Annotated in this window: 22 protein-coding genes; 5 read left to right on the top strand and 17 right to left on the bottom strand. The window is 71.0% G+C overall.

The genetic code is table 11. The annotated features are described in order from the left end of the window. Position 1: 1 nt before the first annotated feature. From mutM to AB0A63_RS16225, 6 genes are all read right to left on the bottom strand, one after another. Positions 2 to 859 carry a bifunctional DNA-formamidopyrimidine glycosylase/DNA-(apurinic or apyrimidinic site) lyase gene (mutM, locus tag AB0A63_RS16200; RefSeq protein WP_360391114.1) on the bottom strand — a complete coding sequence of 286 codons (858 nt, stop codon included), beginning with the start codon at positions 857 to 859 and terminating at the stop codon, positions 2 to 4. A 1-nt stretch (position 860) separates the two neighbouring features. Beyond that, positions 861 to 1,061, bottom strand: a complete 201-nt coding sequence (locus tag AB0A63_RS16205) for a hypothetical protein (RefSeq protein WP_030467960.1) — start codon at positions 1,059 to 1,061, stop codon at positions 861 to 863. A gap of 7 nt (positions 1,062 to 1,068) precedes the next feature. Beyond that, positions 1,069 to 1,872 carry a ribonuclease III gene (gene rnc, locus AB0A63_RS16210; protein ID WP_360391117.1) on the bottom strand — a complete coding sequence of 268 codons (804 nt, stop codon included), beginning with the start codon at positions 1,870 to 1,872 and terminating at the stop codon, positions 1,069 to 1,071. 16 nt (positions 1,873 to 1,888) lie between these two features. Further along, entirely contained in the window at positions 1,889 to 2,071 is a 183-nt protein-coding gene (rpmF, locus tag AB0A63_RS16215; protein WP_030467958.1) for a 50S ribosomal protein L32, read from the bottom strand. Between the two features lie 2 nt (positions 2,072 to 2,073). Beyond that, positions 2,074 to 2,655, bottom strand: a complete 582-nt coding sequence (locus tag AB0A63_RS16220) for a YceD family protein (protein ID WP_360391120.1) — start codon at positions 2,653 to 2,655, stop codon at positions 2,074 to 2,076. A 228-nt stretch (positions 2,656 to 2,883) separates the two neighbouring features. Continuing rightward, the gene (locus AB0A63_RS16225) at positions 2,884 to 3,600 is read right to left on the bottom strand and encodes a DivIVA domain-containing protein (protein ID WP_360391123.1); all 717 of its coding nucleotides are present in this window, start codon (positions 3,598 to 3,600) and stop codon (positions 2,884 to 2,886) included. A gap of 117 nt (positions 3,601 to 3,717) precedes the next feature. Between AB0A63_RS16225 and AB0A63_RS16230 the strand changes: the two genes are divergently transcribed. Next, positions 3,718 to 4,158, top strand: coding sequence for a GNAT family N-acetyltransferase (locus tag AB0A63_RS16230; protein WP_360391506.1), 441 nt, complete (start codon positions 3,718 to 3,720; stop codon positions 4,156 to 4,158). Here the strand turns inward: AB0A63_RS16230 and coaD are convergent. The 4 genes from coaD to AB0A63_RS16250 all read right to left on the bottom strand — a co-directional run bounded on the left by coaD (position 4,155) and on the right by AB0A63_RS16250 (position 10,035). Continuing rightward, positions 4,155 to 4,637: a pantetheine-phosphate adenylyltransferase gene (coaD, locus tag AB0A63_RS16235; protein WP_360391126.1), complete on the bottom strand. Its 483-nt coding sequence runs from the start codon at positions 4,635 to 4,637 to the stop codon at positions 4,155 to 4,157. The genes AB0A63_RS16230 and coaD overlap by 4 nt on opposite strands. A 53-nt stretch (positions 4,638 to 4,690) precedes the next feature. Beyond that, positions 4,691 to 5,245, bottom strand: a complete 555-nt coding sequence (gene rsmD, locus AB0A63_RS16240; RefSeq protein WP_360391129.1) for a 16S rRNA (guanine(966)-N(2))-methyltransferase RsmD — start codon at positions 5,243 to 5,245, stop codon at positions 4,691 to 4,693. 220 nt (positions 5,246 to 5,465) lie between these two features. Further along, positions 5,466 to 6,539, bottom strand: a complete 1,074-nt coding sequence (locus tag AB0A63_RS16245) for an MBL fold metallo-hydrolase (RefSeq protein ID WP_360391131.1) — start codon at positions 6,537 to 6,539, stop codon at positions 5,466 to 5,468. A gap of 118 nt (positions 6,540 to 6,657) precedes the next feature. After that, on the bottom strand, positions 6,658 to 10,035 hold the full coding sequence (locus AB0A63_RS16250) for a pyruvate carboxylase (protein WP_360391134.1): 3,378 nt from the start codon (positions 10,033 to 10,035) through the stop codon (positions 6,658 to 6,660). 318 nt (positions 10,036 to 10,353) lie between these two features. Between AB0A63_RS16250 and AB0A63_RS16255 the strand changes: the two genes are divergently transcribed. Further along, the gene (locus AB0A63_RS16255; protein WP_360391137.1) at positions 10,354 to 11,730 is read left to right on the top strand and encodes a hypothetical protein; all 1,377 of its coding nucleotides are present in this window, start codon (positions 10,354 to 10,356) and stop codon (positions 11,728 to 11,730) included. Between the two features lie 350 nt (positions 11,731 to 12,080). On the opposite strand, the gene recG is transcribed toward AB0A63_RS16255, so the two are convergent. Then, the gene (gene recG, locus AB0A63_RS16260) at positions 12,081 to 14,243 is read right to left on the bottom strand and encodes an ATP-dependent DNA helicase RecG (RefSeq protein ID WP_360391140.1); all 2,163 of its coding nucleotides are present in this window, start codon (positions 14,241 to 14,243) and stop codon (positions 12,081 to 12,083) included. Between the two features lie 14 nt (positions 14,244 to 14,257). Next, entirely contained in the window at positions 14,258 to 15,868 is a 1,611-nt protein-coding gene (locus AB0A63_RS16265) for a DAK2 domain-containing protein (protein WP_360391143.1), read from the bottom strand. 148 nt (positions 15,869 to 16,016) lie between these two features. Between AB0A63_RS16265 and rpmB the strand changes: the two genes are divergently transcribed. Continuing rightward, positions 16,017 to 16,208, top strand: coding sequence for a 50S ribosomal protein L28 (rpmB, locus tag AB0A63_RS16270; protein WP_030467945.1), 192 nt, complete (start codon positions 16,017 to 16,019; stop codon positions 16,206 to 16,208). A 136-nt stretch (positions 16,209 to 16,344) separates the two neighbouring features. Here rpmB and AB0A63_RS16275 read toward each other — a convergent pair whose 3' ends face one another. The 4 genes from AB0A63_RS16275 to AB0A63_RS16290 are packed head-to-tail and all read right to left on the bottom strand — an operon-like array spanning position 16,345 to position 19,006. Further along, complete coding sequence (locus tag AB0A63_RS16275; protein WP_360391509.1) at positions 16,345 to 17,034, bottom strand: uracil-DNA glycosylase; 690 nt, start codon at positions 17,032 to 17,034, stop codon at positions 16,345 to 16,347. 5 nt (positions 17,035 to 17,039) lie between these two features. Then, entirely contained in the window at positions 17,040 to 17,561 is a 522-nt protein-coding gene (locus AB0A63_RS16280; RefSeq protein WP_360391146.1) for a gamma carbonic anhydrase family protein, read from the bottom strand. A 10-nt stretch (positions 17,562 to 17,571) separates the two neighbouring features. Then, a complete protein-coding gene (locus AB0A63_RS16285; protein ID WP_360391149.1) occupies positions 17,572 to 18,027 on the bottom strand; it encodes a GNAT family N-acetyltransferase in 456 nt (151 codons plus the stop codon). Between the two features lie 10 nt (positions 18,028 to 18,037). Next, entirely contained in the window at positions 18,038 to 19,006 is a 969-nt protein-coding gene (locus AB0A63_RS16290; protein WP_360391152.1) for a thiamine-phosphate kinase, read from the bottom strand. 97 nt (positions 19,007 to 19,103) lie between these two features. Between AB0A63_RS16290 and AB0A63_RS16295 the strand changes: the two genes are divergently transcribed. Next, the gene (locus tag AB0A63_RS16295; protein WP_053736927.1) at positions 19,104 to 19,337 is read left to right on the top strand and encodes an Lrp/AsnC ligand binding domain-containing protein; all 234 of its coding nucleotides are present in this window, start codon (positions 19,104 to 19,106) and stop codon (positions 19,335 to 19,337) included. A 23-nt stretch (positions 19,338 to 19,360) separates the two neighbouring features. Continuing rightward, positions 19,361 to 19,924, top strand: coding sequence for a DUF3515 domain-containing protein (locus tag AB0A63_RS16300; RefSeq protein ID WP_360391155.1), 564 nt, complete (start codon positions 19,361 to 19,363; stop codon positions 19,922 to 19,924). Here the strand turns inward: AB0A63_RS16300 and AB0A63_RS16305 are convergent. Beyond that, positions 19,921 to 20,970 (bottom strand): D-alanine--D-alanine ligase family protein, encoded by a 1,050-nt coding sequence (locus tag AB0A63_RS16305; protein WP_360391157.1) that lies wholly within the window; start codon positions 20,968 to 20,970, stop codon positions 19,921 to 19,923. The genes AB0A63_RS16300 and AB0A63_RS16305 overlap by 4 nt on opposite strands. Positions 20,971 to 21,011: the final 41 nt, after the last annotated feature.

The following is a 21,011-nucleotide window of genomic DNA, read 5'->3' on the forward strand; positions in this document are numbered from 1 at the left end:
GTTAGAGGCGCGGGCGCGGCTGACAGCGCGGGCAGGAGAACGACGACCGGTTCATGAACGGCTCTCGGACCATCATCGCGCCGCACCGCTTGCAGGGCCGGTTCTCCTGGCCGTACGCGTTGAGCGAGCGGTCGAAGTAGCCGGACTGGCCGTTGATGTTGACGTAGAGCGCGTCGAACGACGTGCCGCCCTGGCCGAGGGCCTCGCGCATCACGTCGGTGGCGTGGTCGAGCAGCTCGGCGGCCTTGACCTTGGTGAGCTTGTCCGTCATGCGGGTGCCGTGCAGCTTGGCGCGCCAGAGGGCCTCGTCGGCGTAGATGTTGCCGATGCCGGAGACGAGGGTCTGGTCGAGCAGGGCTCGTTTGACCTCCGTGTGACGCAGGCGCAACGCGCGCACGGCGGCATCACGGGAGAAGAGCGGGTCCATCGGGTCGCGGGCGATGTGCGCGACCGTGTCCGGGACGAGGGTGCCATCGACCTCGACCAGCTCAGCCAAGGCGAGGCCGCCGAAGGTTCTCTGGTCGACGAAGCGCAGCTCCGGGCCGCCGTCGGCGAACCGGAACCGGACGCGAAGGTGTTTCTCGTCCGGTGCCGTGGACGGCTGGACGAGCATTTGGCCGCTCATGCCCAGGTGGGCGAGCATGGCGGCTTTGTCGGCCAGTTCCACCCAGAGGTACTTGCCGCGGCGCCTGGCTGCGGTCATCGGCTGACCGGCCAGGCGCGCGCAGAAGTCCGCGGAGCCCAGGTCGTGCCGGCGGATCGCACGCGGGTGCAGCACCTCGACCGAGGAGATCACCCGGCCGGCGACGTGGGCTTCGAGGCCGAGGCGGACTACCTCGACCTCTGGGAGTTCGGGCACGTCAGGCTTCGGACTTGCCCTCGTCGACGGGCTGCGCCTCGATCACGGCGGCCTGCGGCTTGGTGGGCTTGAGCACCCACACACCGGCCCGGCTCGTGTCCCTGACCAGCACAAGGCCCTGGATTCCTCCGCTGCGGGAGGTGTTCACCGGCCCGCGGACGGTGCGGGTGCGGCGGTTCGTGCGGTTCCTGGTCGCATACATTGCGGTCTCAGTCTTCCTCGGTTGGGGCGGTCCCTGGCGTCACCGAGGCGCCATTCTGTCCGTTCGCGGACGAGGCCGGCTCCTGCTCGGCCTGCACGCGTTCCGACAGAACATGATAGGCCGCTTCCGCGGCCTTCTGCTCGGCTTCCTTCTTGGTGCGCCCATCACCCTTGCCGTAGGGCTGACCACCGACGAGCACCGTGGCGGTGAACTCCTTGCGGTGGTCCGGCCCCTGGTCGTCCACGCGGTACTCCGGGACGCCGAGACTGGCTTGAGCGGTGAGCTCCTGCAGGCTTGTCTTCCAGTCCAGTCCAGCACCCAGAAGCGGAGCTTTGGCCAAGAGTGGATCGAACAGCCGGTGAACGAACGTTCGTGCGGTATCGATACCGAACTGCAGGTACACCGCACCGATGACGGCTTCCAGGCCGTCGGCGAGGATGCTCGCCTTGTCCCTGCCGCCGGTCAGCTCTTCGCCGCGGCCGAGCAGCAGGTGCGCACCGAGTCCGCCCTCACCCAGGTTGCGTGCGACCCCCGCGAGCGCGTGCATGTTGACCACGCTGGCGCGGAGCTTCGCGAGCTGACCCTCCGGGAGGTCGGGGTGGGTGCGGTAGAGGTGGTCGGTGACGACCAGCCCCAGCACGGCGTCCCCCAGGAACTCGAGACGCTCGTTCGGCGGCAACCCGCCGTTCTCGTACGCGTACGACCGGTGGGTGAGCGCGAGCACGAGCAGCTCGGCGTCCAGGTGGACGCCGAGCGCTTCGAGCAAGGTCGCGCGGTCGGCTTGCGGAGCGCGCGGCGGCTTTCCCCCCACTACGTGGCCGAGGAGATCAGGCCGGCTGAGCGACCTGGCGGCCAGCGTACTGACCACAGGCCGGGCAGGCGACGTGCTGCGGCTTCGGCTGGCGGCAAGCCTTGTTGGAGCACGCCACCAGGTGCACGGCAGACGTCTTCCACTGGGAACGGCGCGCACGGGTGTTCGAGCGCGACATCTTCCGCTTCGGGACGGCCACGACTACTTCTCCTCGTTGTTGTCATCGCTGAACCGCTCTTGCAACGCGGCCCAACGAGGGTCGATCGTCTCATGCCCGTGGTCGGGCCCGAGCTCCGCCCACCTGCCACCACACTCGGGGCACAGCCCCTTGCAGTCCGGCTCGCAGAGCGGCGCCTGCGGCAGCGCGAGGACGATGGCGTCCCGCACCACAGGCTCGAGGTCGATCAGATCGTTCTCGATCCGACTGATCTCGTCTTCGTCGGTGGTCTCGTCCGTGGTGCTGTCCGGCCACGCGTAGAGCTCCGTGATCCGGACCTCGACCTCATCGGAGATGGGGTCGAGACACCGCGCGCACTCACCTTCGACCTTGGCGAACGCCGTCCCCGACACGAGCACGCCCTCCACGACCGACTCGGTGAGGAGGTCGAGCTCGACCTCCCCGCCTTCCGGCACCGCGATCACCCCCAGCAGACCCACTCCTGCGGCGGGTACCGACCGGATGAAGGGTCGGCTGGAACCGGCGCGACGGCCGAGGTCCCTGGTGTCGATGACCCAGGGTCCTGATGCTGTGGGACGCGTGGACGCGTGGCGATGCTCAGTCATGATCGGGTTGGGTGCTGGAACGGGGACCTACCACGTCCAGCCGGTCCAGGGTACGGGACGACGCCTCCGCGAGTGAAATCGCCAGGTGATCGCACCTGCCCGACGTAACACGAATCACACGTTCAGGTGCCCTCTCCCCTGTCCCCGGACGGCACGCGGGGACCCCGCGTGCCCTTCTGGGGTACGCAAGTTCCCCGCGTGCCCTCGGGAAACGCGAAGGGGTGAAGGTCAGGAACCGTAGTCGAACGGTGCCGCGGCGCCCGCCACGGCCGGGCCGCGCAGGTGCGAACGGCCCTTGCCGACCGACCGCAGGGTGTGCGCGAGGAGGTCCTCGAAGTCCGCGAGCTTGCCGTCCACGTAGGCGTCGCACTCCGACCGCAGCCGGATCGACTCGTTCTGGGCGGCGTCGAGCAGCCGGGCGGCCTCGGCGTGGGCCGCGCGGACGACCTCCTGCTCGTTGACGAGCCGGGCCTGCTCGGCGCGGCCCTCCTCGGTGGCGCGCTCGTAGTTGGCCCGGCCGGCCTGGATCATCCGCTCCGCCTCGGCGTGCGAACGGCCCACCAGGTCGTCGTACTCCTGCCGGCCGGCGGCGACCGTGCGCTCCGCCTGGTCCTCCGCCTCCGCGACCATCCGCTCGGCGCGGGCGCGGGCGTCGGACAGCATCGCCTCGGCCTCCGCCTGGGCCTCGGCGAGGATGCGGTCGGCGTCCGAACGGGCCTTGGACACGCCGGTCTCTGCCTCGTGCTTGGCCTTGCCGACGAGCTCTTCCTTGTGGTCGAGCACGTCCTGCGCGTCGTCCAGCTCGGCCGGGATGGCGTCGCGCACGTCGTCGAGCAGTTCGAGCACGTCACCACGCGGCACGACGCAGCCGGAGGTCATCGGAACTCCGCGCGCTTCCTCGACGATCGTCACCAGCTCGTCGAGTGCCTCGAACACCCGGTACACGTCTCACTCCCTAACCCCTGTGGCTCCCACCCACAAGTGTGCCCTGCCGGTCTCCCCGAAAGAGGGAGATCGGCAGGGCGTGTCAAGATTCGGTGACACCTTGGGGGGACCGTGGAGATCATCATCAGGCGTGCGACCGCTGCCGATGTGGACCCGATCGTGGCGATGCTCGCCGACGACCCGCTGGGCGCGACCAGGGAGCGGCCGGGCGACCCGGCGTACCTGGCGGCGTTCGCGGTCATCGACGCCGACCCGCATCAGCTCCTGGCGGTCGCCGAGGCCGGCGGGGAGGTGGTGGGCACGCTGCAGCTCACGTTCACCTCCGGCCTGTCCCGCCTGGGCATGACCCGCGCGACGGTGGAGGCCGTCCGGGTGCGCTCCGACCAGCGCGGCAACGGCCTGGGCGAGCGCCTGCTGCGGTGGGCCGCCGACGAGGCGCGCGCACGCGGCTGCGGCATGCTCCAGCTGACGACGGACGCGTCACGGGCGGACGCGCACCGGTTCTACGAGCGGCTCGGCTTCACCGCGTCGCACGTGGGGATGAAGCTGGCCCTCTAACGGGTCTCGGCGAGGCGCTGCTGCAGCCGCTGCTCGACACTGGCCGGCAGCAGCGTCGACACGTCGCCGCCGTAGGTCGCCACTTCCTTGACCAGCGACGACGCCAGGAACGAGTACTGCGGGCTGGCCTGCATGAACAGCGTGTCGACGCCGGTGAGCTGGTGGTTCATCTGCGCCATCTGCAGCTCGTAGTCGTAGTCGCTGACCGCGCGCAGGCCCTTGACGATGGCCTTGATGTGGTTCTCGCGGCAGTAGTCGACCAGCAGCCCGTGCCAGGAGTCCACCCGCACGTTGTCCCACTGCGACGTGACGTCGCGGAGCATGTCCTGCCGCTCCTCGACGTTGAACAGGGTGCGCTTGTTCTTGTTGATGAGCACGGCGACGACGACCTCGTCGAACAGGTGCGCGGCTCTCCCGATGATGTCCAGGTGGCCGTTGGTCACCGGGTCGTAGGAGCCGGGGTACACGGCACGCGTCATGAGCCGGACGTTAGCACCCGATCGGATGCCGCCAGGCGGGTCCGTGGTTCTCGTCACCCATCGGCACGCACTTGCGCCCAGTACACCGCTGTGTCCCCATATCGCTTGGCACGCAAGGGTTCCACCCCGTCAGGCCACGCTGGTTCGACACTTCGCGAAGCACGTTCGACGACCAGGACGGCGTCCCCGGTGAGCCTCGGCGCGATCCCGCGGAGCACCTTGGCGAGCTCGTCGTCCCCCACCGCGTACGGCGGGTCGGCGAACACCACGTCGAACGCCCCGCCCTCGGCGGTGACGTACGCCTCGGCCGTGCGGTTGGCGACGGTCGTGTTCGCGAACCCGAGCTCCCTGGCGTTGCCCTTGAGCACCTCGGCCGCCCGCTTGTCCGACTCCACGAACGTGGCGTGCCCCGCACCCCGGCTGAGCGCCTCGAACCCCAGCGCGCCCGACCCGGCGTAGAGGTCCAGTACCTGGGCGCCGTCGAGGTCCATCATCGCCTCCAGCGAGCTGAAGAGCGCCTCCCGCACCCGCTCGGAGGTGGGCCGCGTGCCCTTGGGCGGCACCTTGAGCCTGCGGCCGCCCGCGATGCCGGCAACGATTCGTGTCACCGGCTCATCGTCCCAGGCGGCCGGAGCGCGAGGCCTGGCCGGGCGGCGGGCCCCGACCGGCGTGGGGCTGGTCGCCCCGAAGCGGGCGGGGCCGACGCCGCTCGGGCCGAAGCCGGAGGCGAGGCGTTCAGCGCTCTGCACGCGGGCTTCGGCGGTGGTGGCTTCCCGGCTTCTTCGGGAGTGGGTCCGGGGCGAGGTCCCGGGAACAGCCGAGCCGGCCTCAGGCCAGCCCCTGCCACCACCCGTCGACCTCGCCCGGTGCGTCCACGTCCACCCGCTCCCCCGGCCGCGGCACGGCCAGCCGCATCCCGCGGGCCTTGACCTCCCGCCACACCCGGTCGATCGGCTCGCCCCACGGGTGCAGCGCCAGGTTGAACGTGGCCCAGTGCACCGGGATGAGCAGCCCGCCGCCGAGGTCGTCGAACGCGCGGACGCCGTCCTCGGGCGTCATGTGGATGTCGGGCCACGCGTCGTTGTACGCGCCGACCTGCATGAGCACCGCGTCGAACGGGCCGTGGGCCTCGCCGATCGCCTTGTAGCCGGCGAAGTAGCCGGTGTCGCCGCTGTAGAACACCGAGCGGTCGCCGCGGGCGATGACCCAGGAGGCCCACAGGGTGTTGTTGCGCTGCACCGAGCGGCCGGAGAAGTGCTGGGCCGCGGTGCAGGTGAGGGTGAAGCCGTCCACGGAGAACGACTCGTCCCAGTCGAGCTCGACGACGCGGTCGGCGGGCACGTCCCAGGCCGCGAGGTGGGCGCCGAGGCCCAGCGGCACGACGAAGACCGCGGTCGTGGTCGTGGTCAGCTCCCGCACGGTCGCCATGTCGAGGTGGTCGTAGTGGTCGTGCGAGATCACGACCGCGCTCACCGCGGGCAGGTCGGACAGCCGGTGCGGAACCGGGTGCAGGCGCTTGGGGCCGAGGTGCGCGGACGGCGAGACGCGGTCGCTCCACACCGGGTCCACGAGGACCGCGGCGCCGTCGACCTCGATCAGCGCGGAGGCGTGGCCGTACCAGGTGACGTGCAGGCCGGAGGCGACCGGCGCGGAGGGGGCCACCAGGGGGACCGGCGCGGACGGCGTGCGGTCGTCGCCGCCGAAGAGGAAGTCGCGCATCGAGAAGGAGTCGCGGTCGGGGACCGAGCTGACCTCCCTGTCGTTGTGGAACCTGCCGTTGCGGTAGCGCGGTGAGCGCGCCATCTCGAACGGGTCCGGCTTGCCCCCCAGCTGCTTCGGCACGTCCCGCAACGCCCACGCCACGCCCGCGAGCCCGAGCAGCCCGGCCAACGCCTTCTTCATGTCCATCCCTCTTCCTGACCCGGTGACCGGTGCAACGCAGGGAATCGTCGTGGAGTTCCACGGTCCGCGCAGCACGAAGGCCCGGCCGGAGCACCGGCCGGGCCTTCTCACGCGAAGATCACTCCAGGACGATCAGGAGGTCGCCGCCCTCCACCTGCTGGGCGCCGCGCACCGCCAGGCGCTGCACCACACCCGCCTTCGGTGCGGTGATCGCGGCCTCCATCTTCATGGCCTCGATCGTCGCGACGGTCTGCCCGGCCTCGACCGAGTCGCCCTCCTCCACGGCGGCCGTCACCACGCCGGCGAACGGGGCCGCCACGTGGTTGGGGTTGCCGCGGTCGGCCTTCTCCGCCGCCGGGACGTCGGCGGCCACCGAGCGGTCGCGCACCTGGATCGGGCGGAGCTGGCCGTTCAGGGTCGCCATGACCGTGCGGATGCCGCGCGCGTCGGCCTCGGAGATCGCCTCCAGGCCGATCAGCAGGCGGACGCCCGGCTCCAGGTCGACGGAGTACTCCTCACCGGGGCGCAGGCCGTAGAAGAAGTCCTTGGAGCGCAGCACCGACGTGTCGCCGTAAGCCTCGCGGTGGGTCAGGAACTCCCGCGTGGGCGCGGGGAACAGCAGCCGGTTCAGCGTGGCACGGCGGTCGTCCGCGAGACCCGCCTCGTCCTCCGGTGAGAGCTCCTCGACCGGCTTCGGGGCTGACCGGCCCTCCAGCGCCTTCGTGCGGAACGGCTCCGGCCAGCCGCCGGGCGGGTCGCCCAGCTCGCCGTGCAGGAAGCCGATCACCGAGGCGGGGATGTCGAACTTGCCGGGGTTCTCCTCGAACTCCTCCGGCTCGACACCGGCGCCCACGAGGTGCAGCGCGAGGTCGCCGACGACCTTCGACGACGGCGTCACCTTCACCAGGTGCCCGAGCATCCGGTCGGCCGCGGCGTACATCGACTCGATCTCCTCGAACTTCTCCCCGAGGCCCAGCGCGACGGCCTGGGTGCGGAGGTTCGAGAGCTGACCACCGGGGATCTCGTGGTGGTAGACGCGACCGGTCGGGCCGGGGATGCCGGACTCGAACGGCGCGTAGATCTTGCGCACCGACTCCCAGTACGGCTCCAGGTCGCAGACGTTCTGCAGGTCGAGGCCGGTGGAGTGCTCGGTGTGGTCGGTCAGCGCCACGATCGACGACAGCGGCGGCTGCGAGGTCGTGCCCGCCATCGACGCGGTGGCGCCGTCGATCGCGTCCACACCGGCCTGGATCGCCGCGAGGTACGTCGCGAGCTGGCCGCCCGCCGTGTCGTGCGTGTGGAGGTGGACCGGGAGGTCGAACTCCTTGCGCAGCGCGGTGATCAGCCGGGACGCGGCCGGCGCCCGCAGCAGGCCCGCCATGTCCTTGACGCACAGCACGTGCGCGCCCGCTCCGACGATCTGCTCGGCCAGCTTGAGGTAGTAGTCCAGCGTGTACAGCCGCTCGTCCGGGTTGGACAGGTCGCTCGTGTAGCAGAGCGCGACCTCGGCCACGGCCGTCCCGGTCTCGCGCACGGCCTCGATCGCCGGGCGCATCTGCTCGACGTCGTTGAGGGCGTCGAAGATCCGGAAGATGTCGATGCCGGTGTTCGTGGCCTCCTGCACGAACGCCTTGGTCACGGCCTCCGGGTACGGCGTGTAGCCGACCGTGTTGCGGCCGCGCAGCAGCATCTGCAGGTTGATGTTCGGCACCGCCTCGCGCAGCGCAGCGAGCCGCTCCCACGGGTCCTCCGCGAGGAACCGCAGCGCCACGTCGTAGGTCGCGCCGCCCCAGCACTCCAGCGACAGCAGCTCCGGCGTCATGCGCGCCACGTGCGGCGCGACGGCGAGCAGGTCCTTGGTGCGCACGCGGGTCGCGAGCAGCGACTGGTGGGCGTCGCGGAACGTCGTGTCGGTGACGCCGACGGCCCTGCTCTCCCGCAGCCACCGCGCGAAGCCCTCGGGGCCGAGCTCGGTGAGCTTCTGCTTGGACCCGGCGGGCGGCTCGGCGCCGAGGTCGACGGCCGGCAGCTTCTCCCGCGGGTCGACCGCCGTGGGGCGGGTGCCGTTGGGGTGGTTGACCGTGACGTCGGCGAGGTAGGTCAGCAGGCGCGTGCCGCGGTCGGCCGAGTGGCGCGCCGTCAGCAGGTGCGGGCGCTTCTCGATGAACGACGTGGTGACGCGGCCCTCGAAGAAGTCCGGCTCGTCCAGCACGGCCTGGATGAACGGGATGTTCGTGGACACGCCGCGGATGCGGAACTCCGCGATCGCGCGGCGCGCGCGGGCGACGGCGAGCGAGAAGGTGCGGCCGCGGCAGGTGAGCTTCACGAGCATCGAGTCGAAGTGCGGGCTGATCGCCATGCCCGCGCCCGCCGTGCCGCCGTCGAGGCGGATGCCGGAACCACCCGGCGAGCGGTAGGCGCTGATCGTGCCGGTGTCCGGGCGGAACCCGTTGGCCGGGTCCTCGGTGGTGATGCGGCACTGCAGCGCGGCGCCGCGCAGCTGGACGGTGTCCTGGGACAGGCCCAGGTCCTCCAGCGTCTCACCGGAGGCGATGCGCATCTGCGACTGCACGAGGTCGACGTCGGTCACCTCCTCGGTGACCGTGTGCTCGACCTGGATGCGCGGGTTCATCTCGATGAAGACGTAGTTGCCCTGGGGGTCGAGCAGGAACTCCACGGTGCCCGCGTTGCGGTAGCCGATGTGCCGCGCGAACTTCACGGCGTCGTTGCAGATGCGGTCGCGCAGCTCGGGCGCCAGGTTCGGCGCGGGCGCGATCTCGATGACCTTCTGGTGGCGCCGCTGCACCGAGCAGTCGCGCTCGAAGAGGTGGATCACGTTGCCCTGGCCGTCGGCGAGGATCTGCACCTCGATGTGGCGCGGCTCGACGACGGCCTGCTCCAGGAACACCGTCGGGTCGCCGAACGCCGACTCGGCCTCGCGGGAGGCGGCCTCCAGTGCCTCGCGCAGCGCCGCCGGGTCGTCGACCTTGCGCATGCCGCGGCCACCGCCACCGGCGACGGCCTTCACGAAGACCGGGAAGCGCATCGTCTTCGACGCTTCGAGCAGCTCGTCGACGTCGGAGGACGGCGCGCTCGACTCCAGCACCGGCAGACCGGCCTCGCGGGCGGCCGCGATGGCGCGCGCCTTGTTGCCGGTCAGCTCCAGGACCTCGGCGACCGGGCCGATGAACGTGAGACCCGCCTCGCGGCAGGCCATCGCGAGCTCGGGGTTCTCCGACAGGAAGCCGTAGCCGGGGTAGATCGCGTCGGCACCCGCCTTGCGCGCGGCCTTGATGACCTCCTCGACCGAGAGGTAGGCGCGCACCGGATGACCGGGCTCACCGATCTCGTACGACTCGTCCGCCTTCAGGCGGTGCAGCGAGTTGCGGTCCTCGTGAGGGAAAACGGCGACCGTTCCCGCGCCCAGTTCGTAGGCGGCTCGGAACGCGCGAATCGCGATCTCGCCGCGGTTGGCGACAAGAACCTTGCGGAACATCCGTTGCCCTCCCGGAGTTGCTCGACGGTCAGTTCAGGCACGTTACCGTGCGACTCTTGCCTGTTGGGAGGACTGTCTCACGTGATGGGTGTCATCCTGATCGGTCTTGCCCCGTGAGGATTCTCGCGGTTTGAGCGTGGCGCGGACACCCGCCACCCGGTCGGACTCCTGCCGGTAGTGGGTTTGACCGGATCGAGTGACGATCATGGTCACAATCTCGGTAGGGTGAGCCATATGGCCGGGGCTGATGGAGCCGGGCAGCCTACTGCCCGCACACCGCATTTCGACGTTGTCCTCCGTGGTTACAACCAGCGACAGGTGAACGAGCGGGTCACCCGCTTGGAGTTCGACCTCAAGAACTCGAACAGGTCGCGCGACGCGGCGGCGGCGCAGGTGGCGGAGCTGACGAAGCTGCTGAACACGCTGCGCGCCGACCTCGACAAGACCAAGATGCAGCTGCACAACCTCGCCAACCGGCCGGTGGACGCCTCCAACGTCACCGAGCGCGTGCGCGTGATGATGACGCTGGCCGAGGAAGAGATCGCGGACATCCGCAAGGGCGCGCTGGACGCGGCGAACGCGACCCGCGCCGAGGCCGACAAGCACGCCGCCGAGCAGCGCGAGCACCACCAGCGCCTGCTCGCCGAGACCGAGGCCCGCCGCAAGCAGCTCGAGGTCGCCCACCAGCAGCGCACGACGGAGCTGGAGAAGCAGTTCGCCGAACGCCGCTCCGAGCTGGAGGCCGAGTTCGAGGCACTGCGCACGAAGCTCACCGCCGAGCACGAGGCGCTGGTCGCCGAGGTCCGCGCCGCCGGCGAGCGCGTGACGGCCGACTTCGACCGCAAGTCCGCCGACCTGGACGCCCGCCGCGTCGAGCTGGACCAGAAGTACAAGGCCTACCACGACGAGCTCGACAAGGAGTACGACGGCCTCAAGGCGAAGCTGACCGCCGAGCACCAGAAGGTCCTCGCCGACGCCCGCGCCGAGGCCGACCGCATCGCCACCGAGGCCGAGACCGCCCGCGTCGAGGCGCTGCGGAAGCTCGACGCGGAGCTCAAGAGCAAGCGGACCGAGACCGAGAAGGCCATCGCCGACCTGGAGGCCGACGCCCTCGCGCGGGTCGAGAAGACCACGTCCGAGGCCACGGCGGCGGCCACCGCGCTGGTAGACGACGCCGAGTCGAAGGCGACGACCCTCGTGGGCGACGCCGAGACCAAGGCGGCGGCCCTGGTCTCCGAAGCAGAATCTCGCGCCGCGACGACCGTGCGCGAGGCCGACGAGAAGGCCGTGGGCCTGGTGAGCGTCGCGCAGGAGAAGGCCACCGGCCTGGTCCGCGAGGCGGAGGAGACGGTGACGCGCCTGAAGGCCGACGCCGACCAGCGCGCCGCTCACGCCGCCGAGCGCGAGGCCGCCCTGCGTGCCGCCCACGACAACCTGACCACCCAGTTCAACGCGGCCCAGGCCGCGGTCGAGGCGGCGATGACGGCGCTGAAGCCCTTGCCGTCCTCCGAGGTCGACTCCGACGCTGCCGCGGAGGCCGCCGCCCCGAAGGCCGCCGCCCCGAAGGCCACCGCTCCGAAGGCCGCCGCCCCGAAGGCCACCGCTCCGAAGGCCGGTGGCTCGAAGGCCGGCGGTTCGCTGGACTCCGAGCCGAAGACCGAGCAGTTCCCCAAGCAGCAGCGCCCGCAGAGCTGAGTCAGCCGGGGGGAACGGGGGCTACGGACCCGTTCCCCGCCGACTGACGCACGTGCGCTCGTTGCCGTGCGCGTCGAGCAGGGCGTCGGCGGTGTGCCGCCGGTCCACGACGACCGCATGGGGCCGCGCGGGGCGAGCAGAAGGCGTCGGCGGCCTGCCGCCCGTCCACGACGACCGCATGGGGCCGCACGAGGCGAGCAGAAGGCGTCGGCGGTCTGCCGCCCGTCCACGACAATCCACGTGAGGCCACGCGACGCGAGCAAAAGGCATCGCCGGTCCGCCGCCGAACCAACGACAACCCACGTGAGGCCGCGCGGGGCGAGCAGAAGGCGTCAGCGGTCCGCCGCCCGTCAGGCCTTCTCCAGGAACTCCGCCCGTTCGTCCGTCAGCAGCGTCGTCACCATCCCCGCCAGCCCCGGATGCGCGGCCAGGTCCGGATCGGCGTCGACCACCACCTGGGCCGCGGCACGGGCGTCGGCGATGACGTCCTCGTCCCGCAGCAGCGACAGCATCTTCAGCCCGGACCGCTTGCCGGACTGCGCCGCGCCGAGGATGTCGCCCTCCCGCCGCAGCTCCAGGTCGAGCTGGGCCAGCTCGAAGCCGTCCAGCGTGGACTCGACCGCCCGCAGGCGTTCCATGGTGGCCGTCATCTCCGGCATCTCGGTCACCAGCAGGCACAGGCCCGGCGCGGAACCGCGGCCCACGCGACCCCGCAGCTGGTGCAGCTGGGAGACGCCGAACCGGTCCGCGTCCATGATCGCCATGACGGTCGCGTTCGGCACGTTCACGCCGACCTCGATGACCGTGGTGGCGACGAGGACGTGGACCTCGTTCGCGGAGAAGGCGCGCATCACGGCGTCCTTCTCGTCCGGGGGCATGCGGCCGTGCAGGATCTCGACGCGCAGGCCCTTCAACGGGCCGGCGACCAGGGTGTTCGCCACGTCCACAACGGACAGTGCCGGGCGCTTGCCCTCGTCGTCGGGGCCCTTGGGCTCGTCGTCGCCGTCACCGATGCGCGGGCAGACGAAGTAGGCCTGGTGGCCCGCCGCCACCTCCTCGCGGACGCGGGCGAAGGCGCGGTCGAGCCACGCCGGCTTCTCGCGGACGGGGACCACGGACGTCTTGATCGGCGAACGGCCGCCGGGCAGCTCGCGCAGCGCCGAGACCTCCAGGTCGCCGTAGACGGTCATGGCGACGGTGCGCGGGATCGGGGTGGCGGTCATGACGAGGACGTGCGGGTTCTCGCGTTCGCCGCGGGCGCTCAGCGCCGCGCGCTGCTCCACGCCGAAGCGGTGCTGCTCGTCGACGACGACCAGGCCCAGCGAGTGGAACTCGACCTTGTCCTGGATGATCGCGTGCGTTCCCACGACGATGCCCGCCTCGCCGGTCACGATGTCCAGCAACGCCTGGCGGCGCTGGGCGGTGTTCATCGAGCCGGTCAGCAGCGTCACGCGGGTCGCGGTCTCGGCGGCGCCGAGCTGGCCCGCCTGGGCGAGGTCGCCGAGCATCTCCGCGAGCGACCGGGCGTGCTGGGCGGCGAGGACCTCGGTCGGGGCGAGCATGGCGGCCTGCCGGCCCGCGTCGACGGCCTGGAGCATCGCCCGCAACGCGACCATGGTCTTTCCTGACCCGACCTCGCCCTGCAGCAGGCGGTTCATCGGCACGACCGAGGCGAGGTCGGACGAGATCTGCTCGCCCACCTCCACCTGGCCCGCCGTCAGCGTGAACGGCAGGCGCGCGTCGAACGCGTCCAGAATGCCGCCGGAGCGGCGGGCGCACGAGGGGGCCGGGCGGGCCGTGGCGGACTTGCGGCGCTGGGCCAGTGCGAGCTGCACGGCCAGGGCCTCGTCCCACTTCAACCGCTGCTGCGCCACGGAGATCTGCGCCCAGCTCTCCGGGCGGTGGATCGCGCGGAGCGCCTCCTCCAGGCCGATCAGGCCGTGCTCGGCGCGGAAGTCGGCGGGCAGCGGGTCCTCCGGCACGCCGTCCCAGACCTCCAGCAGCTGCTTCACGCAGTTGGCGATGTTCCACGTGTTGATGTGCTGCGAGGCCGGGTAGACCGGCAGGAACGCCTGGAGGAACGCGGAGCTGTCCGACTCCGGGGTGAGGACCTCGAACGCCGGGTGCACCAGCTGGAGGTTCTGCCGGTAGCGGCCGACCTTGCCCGCGAACAACGCCTTCGTGCCCGGCAGCAGCTCCTTCTCCGCGACGAACGCCGGCTTGCCGAAGAACACCAGGTGCAGCTCGGAGGTGCCGTCGGTGATGACGGCCTCGGTCATCTGGCCGCGGCGCGCCTTCATCTGCCGCTTCTGGCACTTGCGGACCTCGGCCTGCACGGTGACGTGCTCGTCGATTTCCAGCGATTTGATGTCGGTCAGCTGCCCGCGCTCGTCGTAGCGGCGCGGGTAGTGGCGCAGCAGGTCACCGACCGTCGTGAGGCCGAGGCCGGTCTCCAGCGCGTCGGCGGACTTCTTGCCGAGCAGCGGCTGCAGCTTGTCGTCGAAGGAGATCATCGCGTCCCATTGAACTACTCGACACCGACAAAAATCACCGCGTCCGGCTGGCCGCCGGGGTAGGCGGTCACCTCGACCTCCGGGTGGGTGACGCGGAGGTGGTCCTCCAGCACGTCGACCAGGCCGCCGGGGGCGTCCGCGCCCAGCAGCACGGTCACCAGCTCGCCGCCGCCGGACAGCATGCGGTCGACCAGCCGGCAGGACAGGTCCAGCAACGACTCGGGGGCCGCCGGGCCGGGCTCGATCAGCACGACCTCGCCGTCCAGCATGCCCAGGAGGTCACCGGGCTGGCAGCGGCCCACCCACGTGATGGCCTCGTCGGCGGCGATGGCGAGCTCGCCGCGGCGGGTCGCGGCGGCGGCCTCGGCCATCGCGACAACGTCGTCACCGGCCCGGCGTGAGACGTCGTGCACGGCCAACGCGGCGAGGGCCTGCACCGGCGACAGGGTGGGCACCACCACCACGTCCTGTCCTGCGGCCTGTGCGTACGCCACGGCCTCTTCCAGCGCCTCGCGGATGTCCGGGTCCCCCGGCAGCACGGCGACGTGACGTGCCCGCGTCGACACGATGGCGGACAACAGGTCCGTGGGCGTCGCCGAAGAAGATGCGAGGTCGAACACGGTGGCGCCCTCGGCGCGGAACAGGTCCACGGCTCCGCTGACCACCACCACGATCGCCCGGTCGCGCACGAACCGGGAGGCCTGCGCCGCGATCTGGTCGGCGAAGCGCGCCACCGTGATGCGGTGTGGACGCCCAGCGCGCACACCGGACTCGATGGCCGCGCCGATGTCGTTGCAGTGCACGTGCACGGTCCACAGCGAAGCGCCGTCGCCGACGACGGACACGCAGTCGCCGAGCCCGGTCAACGTGGCCCGCAGCTCTTCCACGGCCTTCTCGGAGGTGTCGTCGAGCAGGTACATGACCTCGTACTCGAACTCCGACGAGCCGCTCTCCCGCTCGGTGGTGAGCGACTCGGGCGTGCGCGGCAGCAGCGGCGCGTCCACGGGCGTCTCGACGGCCTGACCGGTGATCACCGCGGCCAGTGTGTCCAACAACACAACCAGCCCTCGGCCACCGGCGTCGACCACCCCGGCCCTGGCCAGGACGGCGAGCTGGCGGGGGGTGTCGGCCAGTGCGGCGGCACTCGCGCGAGAGGCCGCCACGACCACTTCGTCGAGCTCGTCGGACGGGCAGTCGCGGGCGGCTTCCGCGGCCGCGTGCAGCACCGACAGGACCGTGCCGGGAACGGGCTTGGACACCGCCGCGGTGGCCAGCTCGTCGGACCGCTGCAGGGCCCTGCGCAGCGCGGCCCCGGACACCTCCGAGATGCCCTGCGCGGTCTCCGCCAGGCCCCTGAGCACCTGCGACAGGATCACGCCCGAGTTGCCGCGGGCCCCGGCGAGCGCGCCGCGGGCCAGTGCCGACAGCGCGTCCCCCACGGTCGTCATGGGCGAGCGCAGCAACGCGTCGAGCGCCGACTGCATCGTGTGCAGCAGGTTCGTGCCCGTGTCGCCGTCGGGCACGGGGAAGACGTTGATCTGGTCGATCGACGCCCGGTTGGCGTCCAGCGACCGCACGCACGCGTCCGCCCACCTGCGCACCGCGACCGCATCCATGACCTGCATGGCGGGGAGGGTATCCACCCGGTTTGGTCACCGGTGCGGCCACCGGCTACCCTGACTGGGTTGCCGTGCCCGGTTGAGGCTTGTGCACGCTTGCGCGCCCACCGGGACGCGAGACTTACCGCTTGAGGAACCTGAAGGAGTGGCTGACGTGGCTGCCGTGTGCGACGTCTGTGGCAAGGGGCCGGGCTTCGGCCATTCGGTTTCGCACTCCCAGCGGAAGACGAACCGCCGCTGGAACCCGAACATCCAGTCCGTGCGCGCGAAGGTTTCGGCCTCGCAGCGCCAGCGCATCAACGTGTGCACCTCCTGCCTGAAGGCGGGCAAGGTCGTGCGCGGCTGATACCCCGCCACAGTTCGTGATCTACGAGAAGAGCCCGGCTCCGGCCGGGCTCTTCTCGCGTTCCGGGGTCCTGCGCAACGGCCTGGATCGTCCCCCGCGCGCCGCCATCGGCGCGAAGCGTGCGGGGGACGACGGATTACGGCAGCTTCCAGTCGATCGGCTCTGCGCCCTGCTTCTCCAGCAGCTCGTTGGCGCGGCTGAACGGCTTCGAGCCGAAGAACCCGGAGTGCGCGGACAGCGGTGACGGGTGCGCGGACTCGATGGCGGGCAGCGGTTCGAGCAGCGGGCGCAGGTTGCGCGCGTTGCGGCCCCACAGGATCGAGACCAGCGGCGCCTCACGGGCGGCGAGCGCCTTGATCGCCTGCTCGGTGACGGCCTCCCAGCCCTTGCCCTGGTGGGAGTTCGCCTTGCCGGGCTGGACGGTGAGGGCCCTGTTGAGCAGCAGCACACCCCGCTCCGCCCACGGGGTGAGGTCGCCGTTGGACGGGATCGGGTGTCCCAGGTCCTCCGCGTACTCCTTGTAGATGTTGATGAGCGACTTGGGGATCGGCCGCACGTCGGGTGCCACGGAGAACGACAGGCCGACCGCGTGGCCGGGTGTCGGGTACGGGTCTTGGCCGACGATGAGCACCTTCACCTGGTGGAACGGCTGCTGGAACGCGCGCAGCACGTTCTCGCCCGCGGGCAGGTAGGTGCGGCCGGCGGCGACCTCCGCGCGCAGGAACTCACCCATGGCGGCGATCTGGTCAGCGACGGGGGCGAGAGCTTCAGCCCAACCGGCTTCGACAACTTCGTTGAGGGGACGAGCCACGACTGTGAACCCTATCCCACTCAATCCAGGCGCCGGAGGTTCTCCCGGTACACCGCGATGTTCTGCACGTATTTGTCGACGATGAATGCCCACGCCTGTTCGGGCACCACATAACCGGCCCGTTCTCGTGCGGGAACTCCGAGCACCATCGTGCGTTCGCGGACGTGGCCGTCGAACGAGACCACGGCACCGGCGCCGACGATCGCGCCCTTTTCCACGATGGAACCGTTGAGCACCACCGATCCCGACGCGATCAGGCAGTCGTCGGCGACGGTCGCGCCCTCGATGTGGACGTTGTGCCCGATGACGCACCCCGAGCCGATGTGCACGGGGTGCACCTCGGTGCAATGGATCACCGTGCCGTCCTGGACCGAAGTGCGTTCGTCGATCACGATTCGGCCGTAATCGCCGCGAAGAACGGCCTGGGGCCACACCGACGAATGCGCGCCGATGCGGACGTCACCGATCACCGTGGCATCGGGGTGCACGTACGCGTCCGGGTGGATTTGCGGCGTGTAGTCCCCGAGCGCGTAGATGGCCATGGAGGCGAACCTACAACGGCTTGCCGTAGCAGCGGCTGTCCGGGTGGTCGCGGTAGACGCCGAAGTTCGCGATGCGCTCGTAGCCGGTGGCCAGGTACAGGCCGATGGCCTCGGGCTGGCGGGTACCGGTTTCCAGCACCATCTGCTTGTGGCCGGCCTTGCGCGCGGTGTCCTCCAGGTTCGTGAGGACGAGGCGGGAGAGGCCACGGCCGCGCAGCGCCTCGGCGACGTACATGCGCTTGATCTCGGCGGCGCCGTCGAGCTCCTGGTGCACGCGCCAGCCGCCGCACGCCACGGGCGTGCCGTCGAGGTAGCCGACCACGAAGTAGCCGAGCGGAGCGGCGAACTGGGCCGGGTCGACCGGCGTCACGTCCTCCTCGCCGTAGCGCTCGACGAAGACCTGCTGGAGGTCCTCGATCAGCTTGACCGAGTCTGGATGGTCATACGTGCGCGTGCATAGTTCCACGACCTGCAGTCTACGCGCGCCAGTGCTCCCAGCCAGGGGGTTTCTCGTACGCCCTGCCATCGACCGTGACACCGCTGCCCGCGCGGACCGTGCCGATCGTGGTCCAGCCCTCCGGCACGGACTTGGGACCGGGGAAGGTCGCGGCCAGCGCGTGGTCCTCCCCGCCGGTCAGCGCCCAGTGCCGCGCGTCGCCGCCGAGCGCGGACGCCACGTCCAGCAGGCGCGGGTGCAGCGGCAGCAGCTCGGTGCGGATGTCGATCGCCACGCCCGACGAGTCGGCGATGTGGCCGAGGTCCTGCAGCAGGCCGTCGGAGACGTCGATCATCGCTGTCGCGCCGGCCTCCGCGGCCCTGGGACCCTCCTCGTAGGGCGGTTCCGGGGTGCGCTGGGCGTTGACGATGCCGACCGGGGAGCGGAAACCGCGCCCCAGCACGGCCAGTCCCGCTGCCGCCCAGCCGAGCCGTCCGGTGACCGCCACGACGTCCCCGACGAGCGCTCCCGACCTCGTGACCGGCTCGAGCCCGTTCATGTCGCCCATGGCCGTGATGGAGATCACCAGCGTGGCGGAGCTGACCATGTCGCCGCCGACGACGCCCGCGCCGGCCTTGGCCGCCTCCTCCCACAGGCCCGCCATGATCCCGGTGATCGTCGCCGCGGGGGTGTCCGGCGGGCACGCCACGCCGACGAGCAGACCGGACGGCAACGCCCCCATCGCGACGACGTCCGCGAGGTTCACCGCGGCTGCTTTTCGGCCCACCTGCTCAGGACTGGACCAGTCGAGTCTGAAGTGGACACCCTCGACCAGCACGTCCATCGACGCGACGACACGCCCGTCCGGCACGGCCACCACGGCCGCGTCGTCACCGGGACCGAGGACGGTCGTCTCAGGCTGCGCCCGACCGGTCGTCACCCGGTGGATGAGATCGAACTCACCCACGTCGGCGACCGTCTCCGCGTCGTGCGGCGGCTCCGGACGCAAAGTTGCCTCCCAATCTGAGCATTCGGAACCCCAACTGGGGTACGTTGCGTGACACGTTCCTACCTCGACCCAACCTGTCGCGACGAAGGGGCACGCCGTGGTGCATGCATACATCCTCATCCAGACCGAGGTCGGCAAGGCCGCTGCAGTCGCCTCCGAGATCTCCGGCATCACCGGCGTCGCCACCGCCGAGGACGTCACCGGTCCGTACGACGTCATCGTCCGCGCCGAGGCCGACACCGTCGACCAGCTCGGCCAGCTCGTGGTGGCGCGCATCCAGAACGTCGAGGGGATCACCAGGACGCTCACCTGCCCGGTGGTCCACCTCTAGCCAGCCCGTGTTGTCATAGCCGGGTGACTCAGCAGGAATCCACGTCGGCGCTGTCCCGGCCGCTCGTCCTGGCGGTCGGGCTCGCCGTGCTCCTCGCCATCGGTGTCGCCGGGCTCGGCCTCGTGCTGGGCACGGGGAACCAGGTCGAGGACGTCCCCGGCCGGTCGGGCCCGCTCGCGCTGGTCTCGATCGACGCGCCGGACGCCGGTTCACCGCAGTGCACCTCGCTGGTCGAGAAGCTGCCGGTGGGCCTGCCGTCCGGCAAGGACATGCTGCCGCGCCGGGAGATCGCCACGCCCGCACCCGCCGGCGCCGTCGCGTGGGGTGACGCCCGGCACGACCCGGTGGTGCTGCGCTGCGGCCTGCCGCGGCCGGCCGAGCTGACCCCGTCGGCCCAGCTGCGGGTGATCTCCGACGTGCAGTGGCTGCAACTGCCCGGCTCGGGCACCTCGACGTGGGTGGTCGTCGACCGCGGCGTGCACGTGGCGCTGACGGTGCCCGACGACGCGGGCACCGGACCGTTGCAGGACATCTCCACGACGGTGCGCGACCTGCTGCCGAAGCAGCCGGTCAGGACCTCGCCCTAGCGCAGGCCGGACCCGCGCGCGACCGCCGTCTCCACGAGCGTGGTCAACAGCGTGGCGAAGTCCACACCGGTCGCCGCCCACGCCTTGGGGTACATGGAGATCGGCGTGAAGCCGGGCATGGTGTTCAGCTCGTTGATGATCAGCTGGTCGTCCTCGGTGAGGAAGAAGTCCACCCTGGACAGGCCCTGGCAGTCGAGCGCCTTGAACGCGGTGACGGCCATCTCGCGCAGCCGCGCGGTGATGTCGTCGTCGAGCTTCGCCGGGATGTCGGACTCGTAGGAGTCGTCGACGTACTTGGCGTTGAAGTCGTACCACTCGACGCCCTCGCCCACCGGCCGCAGCTCGGCGGGCAGCGACGCCTCGACCCGGCCGTCGGGGAACTCGAGCACCGCGCACTCGATCTCCCGCGCGTTCGGCACGGCCGACTCGACGATGACCTTCGGGTCGTGCTGACGGGCCTCGAAGACGGCGGCGTCGAGGTCGGCCCAGTCGCTGATCTTCGTGATGCCCACCGACGAGCCGGCGCGCGACGGCTTCACGAACACCGGCAGTCCCAGCAGCTCGCGCTCGTCGAGGGTGAGCGTGGTGGCGGCGCGGTCGAGCGCGACGAACGTGCCGACCGGCAGCCCCTCGGCGTGCAGCAGCTTCTTCGCGAAGACCTTGTCCATGGCGGCGGCGCTGGCGAACACGCCCGGCCCCACGTACGGCAGGCCGCCCAGCTCCAGCAGGCCCTGGATCGTGCCGTCCTCGCCCCACGCGCCGTGCAGCAGCGGGAACACGACGTCGACGCCTTCGAGCGCCTGCCCCGGCTCGACCGCGACGACGGTCCGGTTGCGCAGCGTCGGGAGGTTGCCGGCGCCCGCCTCCAGCGCGCTCGGGTCCGTGCCGAGCGCCCACTGCCCCTGCGGCGTGATGCCGATCGGCACCACCTCGAAGCGGTCGGGGTCCAGGTGCGGCAGCACGCTCTTGGCGGACTGGCAGGAGACCTCGTGCTCGGAGCTGCGGCCGCCGAACACCACGGCCACCCTCGTCTTGCGCTGCGTCATGCGGGCGACCCTACCCGTTTGGGCGATTGCCCCTGATGACA

Origin of the sequence: Lentzea sp. NPDC042327 (assembly GCF_040647275.1) — a bacterium.
Lineage (GTDB): Bacteria > Actinomycetota > Actinomycetes > Mycobacteriales > Pseudonocardiaceae > Lentzea.